This is a genomic window from Paenibacillus sp. FSL F4-0243 (assembly GCF_037963295.1).
GTDB lineage: Bacteria > Bacillota > Bacilli > Paenibacillales > Paenibacillaceae > Paenibacillus_AQ.
In genome coordinates this window covers 5,035,769-5,057,693 of sequence record NZ_CP150151.1, presented here as the reverse complement: position 1 = coordinate 5,057,693, position 21,925 = coordinate 5,035,769, and the positions used below count along the sequence as shown (strand labels likewise).

Below are 21,925 nucleotides of genomic sequence, written 5' to 3'. Positions count from 1 at the left end.
TCAAGGGCGGTAATATCTTGTTCAAGAATCATTAAAATTTTAAATTTTACGGTCGCGATTAAGGAGAACACAGTCTTAAGGGCAGGGATTCTTCTTCGTGAAAGATGGACTGTTAGTCAGTCCTGGAGAAAGGATGACATCCTATGATTAAAGGTCGCATACACTCCTTGGAAACCTTTGGAACCGTTGACGGACCTGGTATTCGATTTGTCTTATTTATGCAAGGGTGCTTGCTGAAATGCCAGTATTGCCATAACCCTGATACTTGGGCTTTAGATGAAGGTAAGGAAATGACTCTAGAAGAAGTGCTTTCGGAGATCGAGCCATATTTAAACTACTATCGTTCATCCGGTGGTGGGTTAACTGTATCCGGCGGAGAACCAACTTTGCAGGCACAATTTGTAAAACAGTTATTTACGGAAGTTAAGAAGCGTTGGAATCTGCACACCACATTAGATAGTAATGGTTATAACGAAGGTGACAAGATTAATGACTTATTGGATGTTACGGACTTGGTGATGCTCGATTTGAAGCATATTGATGAAGAAGCACACATTAAGTTAACTGGTAAATCTAATGATCGGACCTTGAAGCTTGCACGTTGGCTGTCAGATCATAACCGTAAAATGTGGATTAGACATGTATATGTTCCAGGTATTCATGACCGTGAAGAGGACCTTATCAATCTAGGTCGTTATATTGGAACCTTAAATGGCGTTGAGAAATTTGAAATCTTACCTTATCATCAAATGGGTATCTATAAATGGGAAATGCTCGGTAAGGCTTATGAATTGGATGGAGTGCCATCCCCTACGGATGAAGAAGTTCAGCGGGCGTACCGCTTAGTCGAAGAAGGTCGTAAGCAGACAGCATTGGTATAATTTATACCTACATTAAGTGGAGCCGTTCCTTCAGTGATTTACTGCTGAAGGAACGGCTTTTTTTGTTATGAGGGACGTCTGATGTCATTTAAAGGGGTAATTTTGTATTTTCGCTTTAAAAAAATGATATATTTACAGTTGTTAATTAACGAGTTGGAAATACGTTATGATATATATTGTATCATTACATTGAGTTTTTATGATTATTTTCAAAGTATATGTATGGTTAAATCACGCTATAAAGCTTTTAATCGTAATTATTACTGAAATTAAGTTATATTATATTACATATCGTGTAGTTGATTCCGCTTTCATTAGAGATTTTTATCCCTATAGTGGATGAATCTTAACCTTACGAGAATGGAATCTGTTTTCTATAATAAGAAGTGTAAAGCACAACATTATATGGGGGGTCACAAGAAATGAAAAAAGGTATGACTTTGCTATTGTCCCTGATTTTTGTATCATCAGCTTTACTGGCAGGTTGCGGAGGCAACAACAATGCATCTTCTAACAAAGGAGATGGAAACGCTACCGCGACGAATTCAGCGGATGCTACAAATGCTCCAGCAACTGAAGAACCGGTTAGTAGCGAGCCGTTCGAAATGACGATTCGTCACACTCAAATCGGTGCCGACAAACAGAAACGTTTAGCTATTCTGCAAGAAGTAGTGAAAAAGGTAGAAGGCGATGTACCGGGTCTGACCTTTAAGCTTGATGGAGTAGATTCAGATGTAAACCGTAAAGAAAAATTACGTGGTGAAATGGCTGCGGGTAATCCACCAGAGATCTTCGATCTTTTCGGAAGCCCTGACTCTAAGATCTATGCTAAAGAAGGTAAATTACTCGATCTGACTCCAATCCTAGAGGAACTTGGAATTAAGGATAAATTCTCAAATCTTGATCCTTTCACTTATGAAGGAAAAATTTACGGATTGCCTATCGGTGGATCTGGTGAAGGCTTCTTCTACAACAAAGAATACTACAATAGCAAGGGTTGGAAAGCTCCAACAACATTTGCTGAATTGGAACAACAATTGGCTGACATCAAGGCTGACGGCAAAGTACCTTTGGCTGGTGCATCTAAGGCTGGTTGGGTACCACTTATGCTAGCTAACCACTTGTGGTCACGTTATGCAGGTCCAGATGTAACTGCTAAGTTTGCAACAGGCGAAGCTAAATGGACTGATCCAAACGTTGTAAAAGGTTTTGCGAAGTACAAAGAATGGGTTGACAAAGGATACTTCAAAAAAGGCGAACTTGGTTTCGAGTATGCTGAATATACAACACAATTCACTAGTAGCGAAGCAATCCTCTTGTATGATGGTACTTGGAAATCTTCCGTATTTAAAGAAGGACAATCTGGCGAAGGGTTGATCGGTAAAGTTGGATTCTTCAATATTCCTCCAGTTGATGGTGGCGTAGGTGACCAAACTGCATTGATGCGTGATGTAAACAATGGCTACGGTTTCTCTGCTTCTGCTGAGAAAGATCCACGTCAATTGGCTGCTGTGAAATCTTTCATCAAAAACTTGTTTAACGAAGAAATGCAATTACGTGGTCTTGTTGAAGATGGCGTACTGCCAGCAATGAAAATTGATCAAAACGTGCTGAATGAAAATATTACGGATGATCTGATGAGCGAAATCGTAGGTGTACTTAATAACTCACAATCTTCGTTCCCAGCATTTGACTCACTTGTTCAAGCTGATGTAACTACAGAAATCAGTAACATTCAAATTCAAAAGCTAATTGGTGGTCAGACAACTCCAGAGAAAATGGGCGAAGCTTTACAGAAGGTACAAGAAGAAGCAAACGCAGCAGTTGAATAAGTAGCTGCAAATTGAATGTACCCTGGTGCCAGAACCAGGGTACATTTTTAAACTCAAAGAATTTATGTGTTTGCAAAGATCTAAAACATTCATTGTTCGCCAGATGTCAAAGCAACCGGAGGTAGTCATGAATAAAGCACTAAGAAATCCATTGGTATTTTTCCTTTTTATTCTTCCAGCACTGATCTTGTTCACGATGTTCTTCATCTATCCCATCTTTAGTTCAATCTATTACAGCTTTACTAGCTGGAATGGGGTATCTGACACAGTCAAGTCTGCCGGAATCAGTAATTTTGAGAAGGCATTAGGAGACGAACGATTCTGGATATCTGTCAAAAATAACGGTTTCTTCATTCTTTTCTCCTGTTTTGTACAGGTACCGTTAATCATATTCTTCTCGTTATTGATATCGAATGTAAAGAAGCTAAAAGGCTTGTATAAGACAGCGGTCTTCATGCCTTCTATTATGTCTACAGCAGTTATCGGTATTCTATGGGGCTTCATTTATGAGCCCAACATTGGACTTTTAAATAAGGTTCTAGGCTTAGTTGGTATTGATCCACTTTACTGGCTGTCGGATGAAAGATTCGCAATGTTATCCATCCTGATCACGAATGCTTGGCAATGGACCGGATTCTACATTGTAATGGTACTTGCAGCTATTCTGTCGATACCAGGTGAATTGGATGAAGCAGCTGCCATTGATGGCGCAACTGGATTCCAGCGTGCTACACGTATCACGCTTCCTTTAATCGTTCCGATCATTTCTGTTGTAATCATGTTGTCCATTGCTGGAGCAATGAAAGCGGCGGATATCGTCATTGTAATGACTAAGGGTGGACCTGCTGGTTCAACCGATGTAATGGCAACTTACATGATTAAATATGCTATCACTAACTTTAAGTACGGGTACGGTAATGCCATTGCAGTCCTGATCTTTGTATTTACATTGGTGGTTACAGCTATTTATCAGCTGCTGATAGCCCGACGCACAGAAAGGATTGAATACTGATGCCACGCGCCCTGAAAAAAAGTCTGCCACACGTCGCACTATTGTCCTATCTACTAGTTATTCTATTTCCTTTCCTGTTCGTGTTATTCTCCTCTGTGAAAAAGGATAACAATGCAATAGCACTTAACCCTTTTGGGATTCCAAAGGAGTTCGTCTTCAATAACTACGTTGAAGCTTGGGTAAATGCCAAGATCAGCACCTACTTTTTTAACAGTTTGTACATTTCCATATTGGCTTCTGTAGTATCTATCATTCTAGCGTCTATGTTTGCTTTTGCAGTTACTCGGATGCGCCAAGGCAAATGGAATACGATTTTGTTCACCTTAGTTATGGTGGGAATGCTCATTCCAAACAACGCATTGATGCTTCCTATTTATACGATTGTACGTAAGATGGGAATTCTGAATACGCACTGGGCATTGATTATCCCTTATATCGCGAATGCAATTCCGTTTACGATAATTATATTGGCTGCATTTATGCGCTCGTTGCCTAGAGAAATTGAAGAGGCAGCGGTCATGGATGGGTTGAAGGCACCAGGTATCTTTGCTAAAATTATTGTACCTCTAACCGTACCTGCCATGGTTACTGTATTCATTGTTAATTTCCTGGGCAATTGGAACGAATTCTTGCTGGCAAACTACTTCCTATCAAATGATGAACTACGTACGCTCCCAGTGGGTATGGTTCAATTCCGTGATCAATATCAGATGAACTATGCACAAATGTCAGCGGGTATCGTCTTCAGCGTTCTGCCAGTAATTGTGATTTATGCGATTTTACAGGAAAAAATTATTGAAGGCGTAACTGCGGGTGGCGTAAAAGGATAACTTTTTTTCTCAGTCAGGAGCACTAGCCGATGAATTTGCGCTATAAATTATTTACGGCATTTTTGGGCCTGATAATCATTCCCTTATTTATTCTAGGCATGCTTATGTTTTTCGTGACTTATAACTCTATTGAGAAGAAGTACAGTCAACAGTCGGAATACTCACTCAAAGCAATTAGTTACAGTATTTCAAATGTGTTAAAAGATATGGATAACGTTACAGACAACGGAATTGCTACCTCGGTTTTTCATATGGCACTTAGCGCAGAAGATCCTTCTAATCAAGATTTGACTGATGCTGAGCAACTCAATTTGAATGCAAGCCAGCGCAATTTCCGTAGTCTGTTGTTTAACCATCCATCGATTAGCTATGCTTTTTTATACAATTTTAACGGTAGAGGTAACTCTGAAATCGTGTCGCTTTTTAATAAGGAAAATTTCCGAACGCTACCCTATGATACTTTCAAAAAAAGTGATTTGTACCAGGAAGTAATGGATTTGAATGGCGTGCCAAAATGGCTGGCTCCTCATGAGTATCCCGAACTTACAGGAACTGAACCTGTGTTTACACAAATTCGACTCGTGAAGGAACTGAGCTTCTTTCAGAACATAGGTATCCTTGTTGTACAGATCAAAAATTGGGAGCTCGAATCGATATTTCGCAATTTAAAAATTGGGGATAGTAATCAGGATGTTTCGTTTATGCTAGTAAATGATGACGGAATGATTCTATTTGACCCAGATCAAAAGCTGGATGGGCAGGATATTCAGTCATTCGCGAATAAAGAGATTACCTTCAAAAAAGGGTTTCAGAGTTTTAAAACAGAGTATAACGGGGAGAAAAGTATTCTCTCCATGTATCATTTAAAAGATTATCCTTGGAGTCTAGTATCTGTAACCTCATGGGACTCTTTATCTCGAGAAGTTACAGTATTTGCACGCTGGTTTGTTGGGGTTATCTTCCTTTGCTTTTTGGCAGCAGTGATCTTCAATCTATTCTTTATGAATCGCATTACTGGTGCAATCGCCGTAATTGTTCGTTTTATGCGACGTGTTGAGGATGGAGATCTAACTTCGCGGGTAGAAGTGAAGGGGAATGATGAGTTAACGCTTCTTGGTAAGGGCTTTAATGATCTTATGGATAAAATTAACCGATTGTTTAACAGAATCCATTTGGAACAGCGTCGCAAGAATCAAGCTGAGATGCGTGTTCTACAGGCTCAGATTAAACCGCATTTTTTATTCAATACGTTAGAGTCGATTAATGTTCTGGCTATACAGAATGAAGGCAAGAAAGTCAGTGAGATGGTCTACCGACTGGCAAGTATTTTACGTATTAGCATTCAGGATCGAGAAGAAATTACACTGGATGAAGAGATTAAACATCTTCGCAATTATTTGGATATTCAAAAATTTAGATTTGAGGATTTATTTGAATACGATATTGATATCCCACAAGAATTGATGAGTTGCGGCATTTTAAAGCTTACTTTGCAACCGCTTGTAGAGAATAGCATTCAGCATGGATTTGAGGGTATTGATTACAAAGGTCAAGTTTCTGTGAAAGTTTGGGAGAAGCAAGGGGACTTAATTTTACGAATTGAAGATAACGGTATTGGAATTACACCATCTCAGTTGTCTATTTTCCAATATATTGTGAATGATCCTGTGGAGCAAGAGGTTGAAGTTGAACGGGAAAACCGGATGAATCTTGAACGTAGAGGCCTTGGCATTCGCAGTGTAGCGGATCGCATCCGCATTGAATACGGTGACAGATATGGAATATTTATTTGTTCCAGTCCAGGATATGGTACTATTATTCAATGTGTCATACCTAAATACGAGCAGGGGGAAGATCATTATGCTAAAAGTATTATTGGTAGATGACGAAGCCCCAATTCTGAATAATCTGAAGAGAGTGTTGCCATGGCAGGAGATGGGGATGGAGGTCGTCGGTATGGCGCGAAGCGGTATGGACGCCTTGCGCATTGCTGAAGAGGAGCAACCCGATCTTGTGTTGAGTGACATTCGTATGCCAGTGATGGACGGGTTAACTTTTGTAGGAAAGCTGCGGGAATTGGGATTGGATAGTGAGGTACTGCTTCTTACCGGGTATCAGGAATTTGACTATGCACGGGAAGCGATCCGGCTTGGGGTAAAAGAATACATTTGTAAGCCGATACATTATGAGGAGCTTGGCAATAAGGTACGTGAGATCGGAGCTAATATCCGTAGTAAACAGTTTAAGAATAAACTGTATAATAGTATCCCTTTGTTTCAGGAGATTCCTGAAGTTGACAATGGCAAAAAAACGCCGGATCAGCTAATGAACTTGGCCGCTCAATACATCACTGAACATCTTCATTCAGATATCGGGATTGAGGAAGTGGCGAATAAGATCGGCATTAGTGGCAGTTACTTCTGCCTCTTGTTTAAGAACCGTTTTGCAATGACTTTCGTGGAATACGTAACACAACAGCGAATTGAAGCTGCCAAGTTTATGCTTACTAACAGCGATAAGAGCATTACGGTGATTGGTTCCGGAGTCGGTTATCAGGAACGACGTTATTTCACGAAGGTATTTCAGAAGCAGACGGGGATGTCTCCTAAGGAGTATCGTGACCGGTGCCGGGCCGAAGTGTTATGAGGTCGGCGGCGTATGGTGATGTTTAGCGTCACTGCAAGGAATGTCTGTTACTCAGCATGGTGAGGTAAGCGTCACTACGGAGGAATGTTTGGACTTTCGGTCGCTGTTATCCTCGGATTTCTTGATTGGAAACCGCTGCTCGCGGTTGAAATCCGAGGATAGCATATGCTTCCGAGGTAGCTTTCCAAGGAAAGCTTTTAGGCGAACGCTCCGCTCCTACAGTTCCAAACTTCCTCTCCGCTCCTTCTCCCTCACCACACTTCGTTGTGGGTATGGGGTCGTCCCACTCCTGCGGTTGTGGGGACTCCTTAGGGGAAAGAAGAGATTATCGACCAGCCTGCGGCTGTGATAAAGGTACATAAGTTATAACCAATTTAATGATTTTAAACAGTAGAGATGATTATCCTTAGTTATTAAGGATAATCATCTCTTTTTTTATAGAAATATAATATGCTCCCTATACTCCCAAAATTTATCATATGTTTTAATTAGAGTGTAAGAAGGAAGTGCAAGGCGATAGCCAAGCAAGCGTGAAAAAGGCTCTAGATTAGGATGATGGGGAAATGGGGGAACAGAACATGAGTGTGACGAATCCTTCCGTCAGCTTATCAGAAGTAAAAAAACGCGGCAGGGGGAGAGTGCCGAATTTTCTGAGAGTGATGAAGAAATATTGGGTGTTCTATTTGATGATGCTCCCAGCCATTATTATTCTGATCATCAATAACTACATACCGATGTTAGGGACGGTAATTGCTTTTAAGGATATCAATTACCAGAAGGGCATTCTAGGCAGTGATTGGGTCGGGTTCTCGAACTTCAAATATTTATTCTCGACAGAGACGGCGTGGATCATTACAAGAAATACCCTATTGTACAACACTGCGTTTATTGTACTTACACTATTTTTTTCACTGGCTTTTGCGATTATGTTTAACGAAATGCGCAGCAGATGGCTATCAAAATTCCATCAGAGTGCGATGTTTCTCCCATATTTTCTCTCATGGGTCGTCGTCAGTTATTTAGTATACGGCTTTCTAAGTGCTGAGCACGGGTTCATGAACAAGACACTGCTTCCGTTCTTTGGGGTTGATCCAATTGAATGGTATTCGCAGTCGCAATATTGGCCGGGGATTCTAGTGATAGTAAAGCTGTGGAAAGAGATTGGCTATACGACGGTCATTTATATGGCTGCGATCATCGGCATAGATCACGAATATTATGAGGCTGCGCTGATTGACGGTGCTTCTAAATGGAAGCAGATTCGCAAAATCACGCTGCCGCTGATCAGTCCGGTTATCATCGTAATGACGCTACTGCAGATTGGTAGGATTTTTAACGCAGACTTCGGATTGTTCTTTCAGGTGACTAGAAACGCAGGAGCATTATACTCCACTACGCAAGTTATCGACACCTATGTATATCAGACCTTCCTGGCGATTGGTGATATTGGGATGTCCTCTGCCGCGGGTCTCGTTCAATCTATTGTAGGATTTCTACTGATATTCTTAGCAAATCTAGCAGTACGACGAATAAGTAAAGATGATGCGTTATTTTAGAGGGAGGTGGGCGTGTTGAGCCAGACAGAAACTGCAATCGGGCCGTCGGGTCGTACAGGAAAGAGAGCTAAACGGCAAAGACAACCCAATGAAATTTCTAATATCTCCAATTTGTTAATTAATATATTCTTCTGGATCTATACGGCGATTTGTGTGGTCCCACTGATCCTCGTGATTATCGTATCGTTCTCAGATGAACAATCGGTTGTACAGCACGGCTACAGCTTTTTCCCGAACAAGTGGGATATCTCGTCATATGAATTTCTGTTAAAAGATTATTGGCAAATCATAGATGCGGCTGCCGTTTCCTTATTTGTGACGGTGGTTGGAACGATTCTGAGTCTCGTAATTATGGCAATGTATGCCTATCCTATCTCGCGTGGGGATTTTCCACATCGTAATTTCTTTTCGTTCTTTATGTTTTTTACACTTTTGTTTAATGGAGGCTTAGTGCCCTGGTATCTAGTTTATACTCAAATGATGCATTTGAAAGATACGCTATGGATTCTGATTATGCCACTGCTGGTTTCAGCATTCTTTGTCATCATTTTACGAACCTTTTTTGCAAACACAATCCCGCCGGCACTGGTTGAGTCTGCTAAAATCGACGGGGCACCGGAGTTTCGGATCTTCGTTCAAATCATTCTGCCTTTATCGTTACCGGTGCTAGCTACAGTGGGATTATTTCAAACCTTGGCGTATTGGAATGACTGGTATCTAAGCTTGATCTTTATTTCACCCGAAGGGCATGTCAATCTGCAGTATCTAATGTATAAGACGATGTTGAACGTTCAGTTCCTGACTGCAAGCCCTCAAGCGATGGCTGCCTTAGCTGCACAAGGTGTAGAAATCAATCTGCCGACAGAGACAGTAAGAATGGCAATGGCTGTTATTGGGATCGGTCCTATCGTATTCGTTTACTCCTTCTTCCAAAAGTATTTTATCAAAGGACTTACCGTTGGTGCTGTTAAAGGCTAATGAGGATTGGAATGGCTTAATTCGGCGTTCCATGCAAGTGTGTGAACGTCCGATTCAGCATATATAAATATTTTGAGGGAGGTTATGGTGTACATGAAGGCTATTCGAACAAGCACACTTTTAACGCTGATGCTTATCGTAGTACTCAGTCTTAGCTTAGCTGGATGCGGAGGGAATAACGGGAATAATGAAGGATCCTCACCAGCGCCAAGTGAAAATGCAACCGCTACCAATGCTGCGGCAACAGATGAGCCCGCTGCAGATCCTACAGCTGAACCGGAGAAGATATTAGATCCTTATACTGTTAAGTTAATCTATGTCGGTGCCGTTCAAAAGGATGAGCAGGTTGTAGAAGACGCTATCAATAAGCTTCTGGAACCTAAAATTAACGCCAAATTGGATATTGCACCGATCGACTGGGGTCCATGGGACAATGATGTTAATCTGAAGATTGCCAGTCAGGAGAAATTCGATATTATTTTTACAGCCCAATGGAAAAATTATGTAACCAATTCAGCTAAAGGCGCTTACCTCCCACTTAATGATGATAACGGCAAGTATGGTAATCTATTGAACGAATATGGCCAAGGGATTCTTAAAAATCTCGACCCGCAATTCTTAAAAGGTTCTGCGATCAATGGTGTGAATTATGCCGTTCCTACGAATAAGGAGCTAGCAGCACAAGGCGGGATCGTTTATCGCTCCGATATTGCTGATGAACTGGGTATTGATATGACGAATGTAAAGACCATTCAAGATTTGGATGCCGTGCTCAAAGTCGTAAAGGAGAAGAGACCAGACCTAACCCCACTGTACTTCAAACAAGGAGAGACTTTTAACTCTCAGTACATGGCGCAGTACGATACGCTTGGTGATGCTTCAATTCCGGGCGTTCTGCTTAAGGATTCATCGGACACTAAAATTCAATCCATGATTGAACTGGATCGTTATAAAGAAATCATTAAACTTACTCGTGAATATATGAAGAAAGGTTATATTAACAAAGATGCGGCCGTGGCTACAAATTCTACGCAAGATGCAATGAAGGCCGGTAATGTCTTTATGACAGTACAATCACTTAAACCTGGTAAAGATAGTGAATTGGCTAATGCTACAGGTTTGGTCGGAAAACTGAAACAAATTGCTTTTAACGAACCGACGATTTCTACTAGTGATGCAGCAGGATCAATGTTAGCAATCTCCGCTTCCTCGGGTGATCCAGCTCGTGCCATGATGGTATTAGATCTTTTGCACACGGATAAAGAAATCAATAATCTGCTCGTATTTGGTGTAAAAGGTGTCCATTATGATGTCGTTAGCGGTGATACGATTAAAGCTACTGACAAAACGGGTGACTATAATACCGCTGCTGCCTGGATGCTTGGAAGCCAATTCCTGAATCCTGTATGGGAAAGTGAAGCTCCAGACAAATGGGAGCAATTCAAGGCCTTCAACTCCAAAGGTAAAGCTTCTGTTGCGCTCGGTTTTAACTTCGACGCATCCTCTATGAAGACTGAAATGGCAGCTTGTAAAGCTGTAATGGATGAATACGACATCAGTTTGGATACGGGTTCGGTTGATCCCGATACCGTATTGACTAAGTACGCCGACAAGCTGAAGAAAGCCGGACTTGATAAGATTATTGCGGAGAAACAAAAACAACTAGATGCTTTCTTGGCTGCTCAAAAATAAATACTTTAAATGAAACTAAAAGGCTATCTCTGGCATGATTAATGCGCTGGGGATAGCCTTTATTGTACGCTTGGTGAATAGGTTAGCGGAAAGAAGTATCTATTTTTTGCGCTACCTGAATGGCAAGTGACCAAGCCTGCTCGGGATCTAGCTTACCTTGCTCGGCTTTGGTTAAATACTCGAGCATATTTGTTTCTACATCGGCGTGGTGCGGACCGTAGTAGGTGGGAACTACTTCTTGTGCTGCTGTAGAGAGGACACGTCCAACCTCAGAATTAGGAAAATAGGGATCAGACAGGTTATGGATCTCGGGATCGTCATAAATTTCGGGCGTGGAGGGAAATGCCCCTTCTAACTTAAATGAAATTAGCTGTTGTGCGGGCTCGGTTAACCATTTGATAAGCGCGTATGACTCCTCTGGATGACTACCTGTTCTAGGCAAGGTAAGGACAGAACCTCCTCGATTAGCGCTATTTCCTGGGATGGTCGTTACATTCCATAATCCGCTGGCTGTTGGAGCACTACTCTTGATATGATCAATCATCCAAGCCGGACAGAGCATCACTGCAAAGTCGCCGTTTAGCAGACCTGCGCCCCAGCGCTGTGTATCTACAGCAATACCTGCGGATAAATTCAGCTTCAGAGCTTGAATTGCAAAGTCCCAAGCCCCTTTTACTGCTGGATTATTTCCTATGATCAGCTCTTGGGAAGTGGGGCTGTAATATTGAAGCTTGGACTGACGCAGAAGGGTTAGATAAAGATTCTCTAAGTCATTGACAAAGGCTTTGCCTGTTGCCTCATGGACTCTAGTGCCGGCCTTGAGGAATTGCTCCCAAGTTTGGATTCGCTTTGCTACTTCTTCAGGTTTGGTAGGGAGTCCAGATAACGCGAAGATGTCAGTCCGATACAACATAGCATAGGGACCAATATCAGTCGGTAATCCGAAGATAAAATCATTACCGAGCACCTCCTGCCATTTCCAACTCAGAAATTGATTCTTTAGATCATTCGCTCCAAATGTTGTTAGATTATGAAAATAATCGGGGAACTGCTTGAAACGATCCAAATAGCTAATATCAATGGCCGCCACATCAGGGGAACTATATCCTGCTGCGAATGAAGTTTGCAGCTTGGCGGGAAGCTGCGTGGAGGTTGAGGTCTGAATATGGATTTCTAGCTCGGGATGCTGCAATTGATACTCTGCTATAAGCGGCTCAAGACCTGATCCAGCCGTAAGCCAGATGTTCAGCTGGATCGGGTCTTGAAGGTCGATATCTTCCTTAGAAGGAGAGATCTGGCAACCGCTTGTATGAAGCAGCAATCCAAAGCTTAACAGGATAGTCAACAACTTAGCATTCACATGCAAGAGAACACACCTCGTCTTTATTTGTTGTGCTTCTGAAATTCCTGAGGAGTCATACCCATGTATTTCTTGAATATGAGGCTGAAGTACGCAGGATCTTTAAAGCCAACTAATTCGCTAACTTCGTAAACTTTGAGCGTAACATTATTTAGCAGTTCTATCGCTTTTTGAATACGAAGCTTGGTAAGAAAACTAGAGAAGCATTCTCCTACATCGTCTTTGAACAGACGGCCCAGATAGGTTGGATTCATGTATAATTCATCTGCAATCATTTTGAGAGAGAGGTTCTCTTGGAGTCGCGAATTCATAGCCTCAATCATCATAGAGATTACCCTGCGTGTAGCCTTCACCTGTAGTTGTTCCGTAAGCTGAGGAGAAGCTGAGCACATGGATACATCACTATAATAGATAACGGGTCGGGTACTATCCTTTTTGAGCTGTTGGCATGCCTGCAGGCTCTCATGATAAGCTGTTGCGAGGGCTCCAAGATCATAGTGAGGGTTGGAGACACCCGCGCTGAAAGGCGATTTCAAGAGGCTAGACAGCTTAATCATCATTTCCTGAGTTAGCGCCTCATCGATTCTTTCGGATTGTTCATAGGGATAAAACAACATGATTATCGCTTCTTGCTCCTCTTGAATGCCGACAACATTAGCGTAAAGCGAAAAACACTCTTCTAATATATTGATTACGGCTGCATACATCGCTTGTTCAGACCAGTACTGTGGCATAACATCACCTAGGTGATTTACAGTAATGATGACAAAAGAATGAAAGGGAGGTATGAGCTGTTCTTCAAAGTAGGGTAATGGAATGCCATAAAGTAGATCAGAAAGGCGTTTCTCCCGAAGATTCTTTTCTCGCAGCTGCGAGACTTGCCTGTGTTGCTTCTTCAATTCCAGACGTTCATACACACTTGTTACGACTTCGAGGATATTTTCAACTGAATTTGGCTTGACCAGATATTCTCGTACACCGTACCTTATGGCTTGGCTGGCATAGGAGAAATCCTGATAACCAGTGAGCAGTATCGTCTCGGTGTCAGGGTAACATTCATGGATATGCTTAGAAAGCTCGAGTCCATCCATGCCAGGCATACGTATGTCTGATATTACAAGGTCAATTGTCTGCTCCTTTAACAGTTGTATCGCTTCTAGTCCGTTCTCTACTGAACCAATGATGCTAAAATTATGGTTCGCACTTCCCAGCATTTCTGACAGGGATCGTCGGACAAAACTTTCGTCGTCAACAATTAACACTTTCATCACTTCGCCCCCTACCCTTGATCGAACTGTAATGGAACAGTGACTTTTACGAGTAAGCCTCCGAGCTCGCTGGTTGATAAATGAAGGCCAAATCCATGTCCATAGATTAGTTCTATACGATGATTCAGATTGGAGAGACCGATACCCGTGTGGAGCAGCTTCTCCGGATTAACCTCGCCGCTGATTAAGGCCTCTTCCATTCTTGCCTCGCTCATGCCTTCTCCGTTATCTTCTACTGTTAGCACAAGTGAGTTGCCTTCACTATAGGCCCGAATACGTATAAGCCATACTTCGCGTAGTGTAGGTTCAAGTCCATGCGTGATAGCATTCTCTACAAGGGGCTGAAGGGTTAGCTTCATAAGCTGCCTATTCATGACCTCAGGATTCACGTGCAGATCAACCTGTAGTTTGTCCTCGTAGCGTAGTTTTTGCAGGTAAATGAACCTTTCTAGTTGTTGTAAATCTTCCTCAACCGTAACAAATTCCGATCCACGATCAATGCTGTATCGAAGCAAATCGCTTAGTGCAATAACCATTTGTGACTCTTCTCGCATATGTTTATTAGCTAGTGACCAATAGATGGTGTTCAAAGTATTGTAGAGAAAATGAGGACGAAACTGTGCTTTAAGAGCTACGATCTGAGCTTGTTTTTCACTGATTTGTTTGCTTGAGAGGTCAGCAATCGTATGGTCTAGGTTTTGAAGCATGGAGTTATAGCTTGAGTATAGGATAGCCATTTCTTTATTCATGGTTGTTTTTACAAACGGTAGCGTGGTTCCGCGTTCAACGTTGCTTAGCTTGGTTGCGAGATTACGAAGCGGCTTAGACAGTGTCCACGAGAAAAAGAAGGTAAACAATAACGCTGCGGCCATCCCGAGCAGGCCAATTAAAATAATATTTCTGCGAATGCCATTTAAATCTTTAACAGCTTCTTTAGAATCAATGTAAGCAAAAATGCTCCACTCGCTGTAGGGGGAATAAGCGTAGGATACGAACATATTGCGGGAGTTTATGGTATTTGGGATGATTCGTGCTTTATGATTACTGAATTGACTTAGAATTCTATCATCCATATACAGACCTATCTCATCTGGATCGGTGGAATAAACAATGGTGTTGAAGGAATCAACAATTTGAATTTTCTCATTCTTACCAAGATGAAATTGACTGACAGCGTTATGGATAACCTCCACAGGAAGGACCAGAAATAGGGTTCCTAGCCGATTTAAATCATTCCAATCATTAATTTGCCTAGCTCCCATGACCACAGGGATCGTGCCGTTCTGCCATACATCTACACCAAACCAGAGCATACGGCCGTTATTCTGGGCTATAGCTGGAAACCAATAGGCGCCGCGGATTTCTCTCTCGCTGTCCCAGATTACTTTTAAGGAGCTGCTATTGGTATATACCTGATTATCTGAAAGTCCGAGCAGCTTGAACTGGATGTCATAATTGATGGAACGTGTCTGTTGATCGATGTAGCGGGTGATATCCATAGCGTCAGTAGGAGGTGTGCGGGATTCTGCTAAGTCTCCTAGTGTTTCTTGAATCAAGGGACTGAACATGATCGTAGAAGAGAGTTTGTCGTTATCTTGAAGAATAGCGTCCATTTTACCTTGAAGCTGTTTGACGGACTCCAGAATATATTGGTTCGACCGGTTAAGAACGGCTTGGGATGACGAACGGTAGGACAAAAAAATCGTAAAGGCTACGATAGTGAAAATGATCAGTGAGAAACCCATGATTAATTGAACGAGGATGGAGATTTTCTTGGACATGTCATCACCCGCATGAAAAGATATTCTTCCATACATTGTAACAAAAGCAAATGAAAGCGAATATACCTTGCCGTAAAATACACATATTTATATGGATAATCTCATATTTTTCGGGTAGCGGATGAAGGGTTGTTTTTGCTTGTTTTAATACTGGGTTAATCTTTCTTTACTTTAAAATGAAACTTTTTGCGGTCGGATGCGTCTAATACTATGTTTTGTTATAACGAACGTGGCAAAAAGCAATTCTTCCGCTCCGCTGAGAGCGGTTGCGTTTTTGCGGGGAATATAAGAGGAGTATGAAAAAGACAGAGACCTACTTATATTTACAAATAGGAGCAGAGGAGTCATATCATGGATTTGAAGAAATTAACGTTAGTTGCTGTTTTGGCCATATCTCAGGCCGCCTCGGCAGTGCCGGCTTTTGCTGAATCTGTCAATAGTACCTCAGGTAATACCAATGCAGTAGGAGCAGCTGCCACATCTGCGACGGATGTAATGCCAGAAGCTACTGACCCATTACCGCCAATGCCAACTGAGGTACCAGGGGGAGTCGTATCACCTACACCAACTCCAACTCCAATCCCTGGGGCAACAGCTGAACCGACGACAACAACTGAACCGACAACAACATCCGAACCTACAGCAACAACTGCACCAACTGCTACATCACTCCCAAGTGCAACACCTGAAACCACTACACAACCTACACCAACGGATGGTGTTCGTGCTGCAGCTAGTAATCAGCTTGTACTTATGATGAACAGCAACAAAATGTACCAAAACGGCGTTGAGTATTTGGCTAATCAGCCAATGGCCGTGAAGAATGGCGTCTCATACGTTTCGATCCGAGCTATGGTAGAACGCGTAGGTGTGAAATACATTTACGATTATAAAACGAAAGAGACCATTGTTACCAAAGGAAGCGACGTAATGCGCTTTAAAACGGACAGTAAGATCTATTCCGTTAATGGTAAAAATGTGACGATGAAAGGTCCAGCTTACCAAACTAATGGTACATTCATGGTTCCTTTGACGTCCATCACCGGGGCATTAGGCATTCCTTATACCGTTGATAATGTGCAAAAACGAGTAATTCTTACGTTGAACACGAAGCCAAAAGCTTCTTTTACAGTGCCAACTGAAATTTATGCTGGTGATCCTGTGAATTTTGTAACTTCCAGCTCTTCACCGAATGGTACGGCCATTGTCGATGAACGCTGGGAAGGAAATAAGCAAGATATCTATGATACACCAGGATTTTATGTAGTATCCTATTCCGTTATGGATGCGAATGGACAGTGGAGTGATCCTTACTCTGTGACCATCAACGTACTAAAACCAAATACACCGCCAGTCGCTAATTTCACGACAGACAAAGATTCTTACAAGATGGGTGAAATGATCACTTATTCGGATCTAAGCAGCGACCCAGACGGTGATCCAATTGAAGTGACTTGGACGAACAAAGCAGAAGCTTTCTTTACACCAGGTCCAGCAACAGTCGCTATTCAAGTCAAAGATTCACATGGCGCAATCAGCACTTTTGAGAAAACCATTAATATTTCAGATGAAATCTTGTACAGTAAAGAAGATTTCTATAGATTATTCGGTGCTCCGGGTAGCGTATTTAACATCGACGGATCGATGGTTCCAACTTGGCAGAAGGTAGCCTATAATCTTTCTTCTGAGCCATATAACCTTATTCGCAGTAATAGTCCAGAAACAGTGAATACGGAAGGAATCACATATAAAGAAACATCATTCGGCGGAACTCGCTTCTTGGTCCACCATAAGAATAATATGAATATTAAAACGAAGGTGTATGTGATTGCTAAGAATAACAATCTGTACCCTACGACAATTACAACAGAGTATGTAGGCTTTGGCGGTCCAAGTTCATTTCCAGAAGGCACTGGTAAAATGTCTGTGGAACGTTACTGGAAGTCTATGATTACTAGGGAACATTATAAGACAACGGTCCTTCAACCAGGAGAAAGCGTCTCGATTCTTACGGATCTAAACAAAATTGCAATGAAACCAGGCGAGATTGTATCCCTCCAAGCGGATTTGTTTAGCGATTATCCTATTGAATATAATGTCATGATGATCGAAGCGAATAAAGATCCTCTAACTACACTTCCTACACTTCCAATATTGGATCGTGATGGGGTGCATAACCGAGGAACTTATGCTGATTCTACACGCATCATCACGGTTACCGACGAAGTAGGAACAACTCCTGCGAGACTTCTTCTCGGTGACAATTCGAGTGATTTGAATTTGACCGGTGTAGACCCAATGAATGGTACTGAAGCATCCAATGCAGGTAACTTTGGTGTGTTATACAAAATCAAATTCGACCGTGTTGCACCTAATTCATTGATTACGTTTAATCCACGTGGCGGTAATTACATGGGACCAGTTATGGTTAATGGTCAAATCGTACAAATGCCGAATTCAGGAAGTCTCTCTAGTGCTGACATGAACAGTGTGATTTATCGTACTGGCGATTATGGCGGCTCCGTGGAGATTTTGTTCACAGCAGCTTCTGGTAGTAACTTGCCGGTGAATTTCCTGGTTACACCGCTGCCAGCGAAGAAATAACAAAATAGGTCCATCCTTTAAGTTATTTGGGATTCACCTGAAATAAAAGTCCGGCTGAATATTCCGCAAAGGAATACTCAGCTGGACTTTTTGTATTTAAATGTATGATTTTACTCTGATGAACGCTCATACACTTGGTTGTTTCATTGACGGGGCATTTATTTTGGGGCATTATTAAGAGAGTGAAGCATAAATGAAATGAACTGAAATGTAATGGGAGATGAGCGTATGCTGTCGACAGAACAAATATTAGAGGTCATGTCGGGGCAAGGTCTGCGAATCACCGACCAACGCAAAACGCTTGCCAAGTTATTCGGCGAGAATAAGGGTTATTTGTCAGCGAAGGATGTCTATGAGCATATGGGCCGCAAGTATAGCGGACTTAGCTTTGATACCGTGTACCGCAATCTGCGTGTAATGGAAGAGCTTGGTGTACTTGAACAAATCGTCTTTGAAGACGGCGTGAAATTCAAGGGAAGCTGCAATCATCAGGATCACCATCATCATATGATCTGCCTTCAATGCGAGAAAACCTACCCGATTAATTTCTGCCCGATGAATTTAACGGATACACCTGATCAATTCCGGGTAGTCAAGCATAAATTTGAGGTGTTCGGTTATTGCAAGGAATGTGAAGAGAACCGGGAAGAAGAACTAGTCGCAGCAGCTAATCGCAAAAAAGGGGTCTAAGGATGGCTACCCTTCGTAGAACGATTCAGGCTCCCATTCGGGTGTACCGCAAGTACATTTCCCCGATTAAGCCTGCCACTTGTCGCTTCTATCCAACCTGCTCTGCCTATGCACTAGAAGCTATTGAAGTCCATGGTCCACTTAAAGGTTCATGGCTTGCTGCCAAGCGGATTGCTAGATGCCATCCCTTCAATCCAGGGGGACTTGATCCGGTTCCGCCTCTTGAGGAACACCCTACGAAGAAGGATTCTGCTCGCGCGACTTGACACGAGCCCTTGCCATTGGGTATATTCACAGGTAATAGTATGAATTCCGAGGAACGGATGAGTAAATCGGTACGCCCATTACAGAGAGCCGGAACGAGCTGAAAGCCGGTATGGAGCGTTTGATTGAATATGGTCCGGGAGGAACTGTGTTCGAGCGGGAACTGCAATTGAGGTTCACGTAAGATAACGGCGTGTTCCAGCGTTAATGGACAGTTCCCGAGAGGGAACTGGCGAAGCCTGATCTCTGTGAAGAGACAGGAAATTTGGGTGGTATCGCGTGAGTTATACTCTCGCCCCATTAAAGGGGCGGGAGTTTTTTGTCTTTTTATGAAAGAAAGGATGATTAATCAATGAGCGAAAAGAAAACTTTTTACTTAACTACACCTATCTACTATCCGAGTGATAAGCTGCATATCGGACATGCTTATTCTACCGTAGCTGGAGATGCAATGGCCCGCTACAAACGTCTACGCGGCTATGATGTAAGGTATCTTACAGGTACAGACGAGCATGGTCAAAAGATTGAACGGAAGGCAGAGGAAGCAGGCAAAACCCCTCAGCAGTTCGTTGATGACATCGTTGTTGGCATTAAGGAATTATGGCGCAAGCTAGACATCTCCAATGATGACTTTATCCGCACAACGGAAGAACGTCATAAGAAGGTAGTTCAGGATATTTTTGATCGACTGCTCAAGCAAGGTGACATCTATAAAGGCGAATATGAAGGCTGGTACAGTATTCCGGATGAAACCTTCTATACAGAAACACAATTGGTCGATATCGTTCGAGATGACAATGGCGTAATCATTGGTGCAAAAAGCCCTGATAGCGGTCATCCGGTTGAACTTGTGAAGGAAGCGAGTTATTTCTTCCGGATGAGTAAATATGCAGATCGATTGCTGCAATTTTATGAGGAGAATCCGGAGTTTATTTTGCCGGAATCCCGTAAAAACGAAATGATTAACAACTTTATTAAGCCTGGTCTGGAGGATCTTGCGGTTTCCCGTACGACTTTCGATTGGGGTGTTAAGGTTAAAGGCGATGAAAAGCATGTAGTGTACGTATGGATCGATGCATTGACAAATTACATTACTGCTTTGGGTTACGGTTCCGAGGATCGCAGTCTGTATGATAATTTCTGGCCTGCTGATGTGCATATTGTCGGCAAAGAAATCGTCCGTTTCCATACGATTTACTGGCCGATCATTCTAATGGCGCTGGGTGAGCCTCTTCCGAAAAAGGTATTTGCTCATGGCTGGCTGCTCATGAAGGATGGCAAAATGTCAAAATCCAAAGGGAACGTTGTAGATCCAGTTACATTAATCGATCGTTACGGCCTGGATGCACTTCGTTATTATCTGCTACGAGAAGTACCATTTGGTTCGGATGGTACATTCACACCGGAAAGCTTTGTAGATCGGGTTAACTATGATCTTGCTAATGACCTTGGTAACCTGTTGAACCGGACAGGTGCGATGGTAGAGAAGTATTTCGGTGGAGAGCTTCCAGCGTATGAAGGAAATGTAACAGCATTTGATGGTGAGCTTCAAGCTGCGGCAGAGAATACTTATGCCAAAGTAGAAGAAGCGATGGAAAAAATGGAGTTCTCCGTAGCGCTAACAGCGATCGGGATCTTTATCAGCCGCACCAATAAATATATTGATGAGACACAGCCTTGGGTGCTTGCTAAGGATGAGAGCAGAACAGCTGAGTTGGCTTCCGTAATGAGACATCTTGTGGAAGGTCTTCGCACCGCTTCCATTCTACTGCAGCCGTTCTTGACGCAAACCCCAGCGAAGATTTGGGAACAGCTTGGCATCGAAGTTGGTGAATTAACGACATGGGACAGCGGCAAGACCTTTGGTCTGATTCCGGCAGGAACAAAGCTGGTGAAAGGCAATCCGATCTTCCCACGCCTGGATGTGGAGCAAGAGGTAGCTTATATCGCCGAAGCCATGGGCGCTGGTAAACCGGCTGCTGAAGCGACCGAAGCAGCACCTGCGGCTCCTGCGTTATCCGAGCCTGAGGAAGAGCATAAAGAAGAGATCGGCATCGACGATTTCGCCAAGGCTGAGCTTCGGGTAGCTCAGGTCATTGCAGCTGAGCCTGTGAAGAAAGCCGACAAGCTGCTGAAGCTGCAGCTGGATCTAGGTTATGAGCAGCGTCAAGTCGTTTCTGGTATCGCAAAGTTTTACACACCGGAAGAGCTGGTAGGCCAAAAAGTGATTTGTATTGTGAACCTGAAGCCAGTGAAACTGCGCGGAGAATTATCCCAAGGGATGATTTTAGCGGCTTCTAAAGGTGATCAGTTAACCATCGCTACAGTTCCAGACAGCATGCCAAATGGAGCTATTGTGAAGTGAGATTCGTTATGTAGAATCTATATATGTAATTGTTATATAAGAAAGGGAATGCTCCTTCAGCCAGCTAGGCTGTGGGAACATTCCTTTTTTCAACGTATAAGCAGGGATAAAATTCAGAATCATCTTAATAGGATTTATTGTTGACTTATCGTAATGATTACTATTA

General features: G+C 42.5%; 16 protein-coding genes and 1 other annotated feature. Of the genes, 13 read left to right on the top strand and 3 right to left on the bottom strand.

Features of this window, described 5'->3' with window-relative positions:
• The first annotated feature begins 143 nt into the window (after positions 1-143).
• The 9 genes from pflA to NSS87_RS22580 all read left to right on the top strand — a co-directional run bounded on the left by pflA (position 144) and on the right by NSS87_RS22580 (position 11,427).
• A complete protein-coding gene (gene pflA, locus NSS87_RS22620) occupies positions 144-881 on the top strand; it encodes a pyruvate formate-lyase-activating protein (RefSeq protein WP_042190523.1) in 738 nt (245 codons plus the stop codon).
• Between the two features lie 422 nt (positions 882-1,303).
• Entirely contained in the window at positions 1,304-2,713 is a 1,410-nt protein-coding gene (locus NSS87_RS22615; protein WP_042190521.1) for an extracellular solute-binding protein, read from the top strand.
• Positions 2,714-2,840: 127 nt separating this feature from the next.
• Positions 2,841-3,725, top strand: coding sequence for a sugar ABC transporter permease (locus NSS87_RS22610; RefSeq protein ID WP_042190519.1), 885 nt, complete (start codon positions 2,841-2,843; stop codon positions 3,723-3,725).
• Positions 3,725-4,555 (top strand): carbohydrate ABC transporter permease, encoded by an 831-nt coding sequence (locus NSS87_RS22605; protein ID WP_042129876.1) that lies wholly within the window; start codon positions 3,725-3,727, stop codon positions 4,553-4,555. Before NSS87_RS22610 ends, NSS87_RS22605 begins: the two co-directional genes overlap by 1 nt.
• A 29-nt stretch (positions 4,556-4,584) precedes the next feature.
• Entirely contained in the window at positions 4,585-6,441 is a 1,857-nt protein-coding gene (locus tag NSS87_RS22600) for a sensor histidine kinase (protein ID WP_076284461.1), read from the top strand.
• Positions 6,416-7,201 carry a response regulator gene (locus tag NSS87_RS22595; RefSeq protein ID WP_076284462.1) on the top strand — a complete coding sequence of 262 codons (786 nt, stop codon included), beginning with the start codon at positions 6,416-6,418 and terminating at the stop codon, positions 7,199-7,201. Before NSS87_RS22600 ends, NSS87_RS22595 begins: the two co-directional genes overlap by 26 nt.
• A gap of 578 nt (positions 7,202-7,779) precedes the next feature.
• Entirely contained in the window at positions 7,780-8,757 is a 978-nt protein-coding gene (locus NSS87_RS22590; RefSeq protein ID WP_256716415.1) for an ABC transporter permease subunit, read from the top strand.
• Between the two features lie 15 nt (positions 8,758-8,772).
• Positions 8,773-9,735 (top strand): carbohydrate ABC transporter permease, encoded by a 963-nt coding sequence (locus NSS87_RS22585; protein ID WP_231573325.1) that lies wholly within the window; start codon positions 8,773-8,775, stop codon positions 9,733-9,735.
• Positions 9,736-9,828: 93 nt separating this feature from the next.
• Positions 9,829-11,427: an ABC transporter substrate-binding protein gene (locus tag NSS87_RS22580; protein ID WP_339242890.1), complete on the top strand. Its 1,599-nt coding sequence runs from the start codon at positions 9,829-9,831 to the stop codon at positions 11,425-11,427.
• Between the two features lie 82 nt (positions 11,428-11,509).
• On the opposite strand, the gene NSS87_RS22575 is transcribed toward NSS87_RS22580, so the two are convergent.
• Genes NSS87_RS22575 through NSS87_RS22565 form a run of 3 tightly spaced genes read right to left on the bottom strand, consistent with a single transcriptional unit; the run spans position 11,510 to position 15,836 of the window.
• A complete protein-coding gene (locus NSS87_RS22575; protein ID WP_339242888.1) occupies positions 11,510-12,787 on the bottom strand; it encodes an extracellular solute-binding protein in 1,278 nt (425 codons plus the stop codon).
• A 23-nt stretch (positions 12,788-12,810) separates the two neighbouring features.
• Entirely contained in the window at positions 12,811-14,055 is a 1,245-nt protein-coding gene (locus NSS87_RS22570; protein WP_339242886.1) for a response regulator, read from the bottom strand.
• 11 nt (positions 14,056-14,066) lie between these two features.
• Positions 14,067-15,836: a sensor histidine kinase gene (locus NSS87_RS22565; protein WP_339242884.1), complete on the bottom strand. Its 1,770-nt coding sequence runs from the start codon at positions 15,834-15,836 to the stop codon at positions 14,067-14,069.
• A gap of 351 nt (positions 15,837-16,187) precedes the next feature.
• Between NSS87_RS22565 and NSS87_RS22560 the strand changes: the two genes are divergently transcribed.
• The 4 genes from NSS87_RS22560 to metG all read left to right on the top strand — a co-directional run bounded on the left by NSS87_RS22560 (position 16,188) and on the right by metG (position 21,759).
• The gene (locus tag NSS87_RS22560) at positions 16,188-18,440 is read left to right on the top strand and encodes a stalk domain-containing protein (RefSeq protein WP_339242882.1); all 2,253 of its coding nucleotides are present in this window, start codon (positions 16,188-16,190) and stop codon (positions 18,438-18,440) included.
• 228 nt (positions 18,441-18,668) lie between these two features.
• On the top strand, positions 18,669-19,130 hold the full coding sequence (locus tag NSS87_RS22555; RefSeq protein WP_042190503.1) for a Fur family transcriptional regulator: 462 nt from the start codon (positions 18,669-18,671) through the stop codon (positions 19,128-19,130).
• Between the two features lie 2 nt (positions 19,131-19,132).
• Entirely contained in the window at positions 19,133-19,396 is a 264-nt protein-coding gene (gene yidD / locus NSS87_RS22550; protein WP_042190501.1) for a membrane protein insertion efficiency factor YidD, read from the top strand.
• Positions 19,397-19,436: 40 nt separating this feature from the next.
• Positions 19,437-19,697: a binding site (T-box leader), on the top strand.
• A 49-nt stretch (positions 19,698-19,746) separates the two neighbouring features.
• Positions 19,747-21,759, top strand: a complete 2,013-nt coding sequence (gene metG / locus NSS87_RS22545) for a methionine--tRNA ligase (RefSeq protein ID WP_339242880.1) — start codon at positions 19,747-19,749, stop codon at positions 21,757-21,759.
• Positions 21,760-21,925 lie beyond the last annotated feature (166 nt).

What these genes read in the sequence shown, in the direction of transcription:
- pflA (WP_042190523.1), top strand. Translation starts at nt 144, where the DNA reads ATGATTAAAGGTCGCATACACTCCTTGGAAACCTTTGGAACCGTTGAC.
- NSS87_RS22615 (WP_042190521.1), top strand. Translation starts at nt 1,304, where the DNA reads ATGAAAAAAGGTATGACTTTGCTATTGTCCCTGATTTTTGTATCATCA.
- NSS87_RS22610 (WP_042190519.1), top strand. Translation starts at nt 2,841, where the DNA reads ATGAATAAAGCACTAAGAAATCCATTGGTATTTTTCCTTTTTATTCTT.
- NSS87_RS22605 (WP_042129876.1), top strand. Translation starts at nt 3,725, where the DNA reads ATGCCACGCGCCCTGAAAAAAAGTCTGCCACACGTCGCACTATTGTCC.
- NSS87_RS22600 (WP_076284461.1), top strand. Translation starts at nt 4,585, where the DNA reads ATGAATTTGCGCTATAAATTATTTACGGCATTTTTGGGCCTGATAATC.
- NSS87_RS22595 (WP_076284462.1), top strand. Translation starts at nt 6,416, where the DNA reads ATGCTAAAAGTATTATTGGTAGATGACGAAGCCCCAATTCTGAATAAT.
- NSS87_RS22590 (WP_256716415.1), top strand. Translation starts at nt 7,780, where the DNA reads ATGAGTGTGACGAATCCTTCCGTCAGCTTATCAGAAGTAAAAAAACGC.
- NSS87_RS22580 (WP_339242890.1), top strand. Translation starts at nt 9,829, where the DNA reads ATGAAGGCTATTCGAACAAGCACACTTTTAACGCTGATGCTTATCGTA.
- NSS87_RS22570 (WP_339242886.1), bottom strand. Translation starts at nt 14,055, where the DNA reads ATGAAAGTGTTAATTGTTGACGACGAAAGTTTTGTCCGACGATCCCTG.
- NSS87_RS22565 (WP_339242884.1), bottom strand. Translation starts at nt 15,836, where the DNA reads ATGTCCAAGAAAATCTCCATCCTCGTTCAATTAATCATGGGTTTCTCA.
- NSS87_RS22560 (WP_339242882.1), top strand. Translation starts at nt 16,188, where the DNA reads ATGGATTTGAAGAAATTAACGTTAGTTGCTGTTTTGGCCATATCTCAG.
- NSS87_RS22555 (WP_042190503.1), top strand. Translation starts at nt 18,669, where the DNA reads ATGCTGTCGACAGAACAAATATTAGAGGTCATGTCGGGGCAAGGTCTG.
- yidD (WP_042190501.1), top strand. Translation starts at nt 19,133, where the DNA reads ATGGCTACCCTTCGTAGAACGATTCAGGCTCCCATTCGGGTGTACCGC.
- metG (WP_339242880.1), top strand. Translation starts at nt 19,747, where the DNA reads ATGAGCGAAAAGAAAACTTTTTACTTAACTACACCTATCTACTATCCG.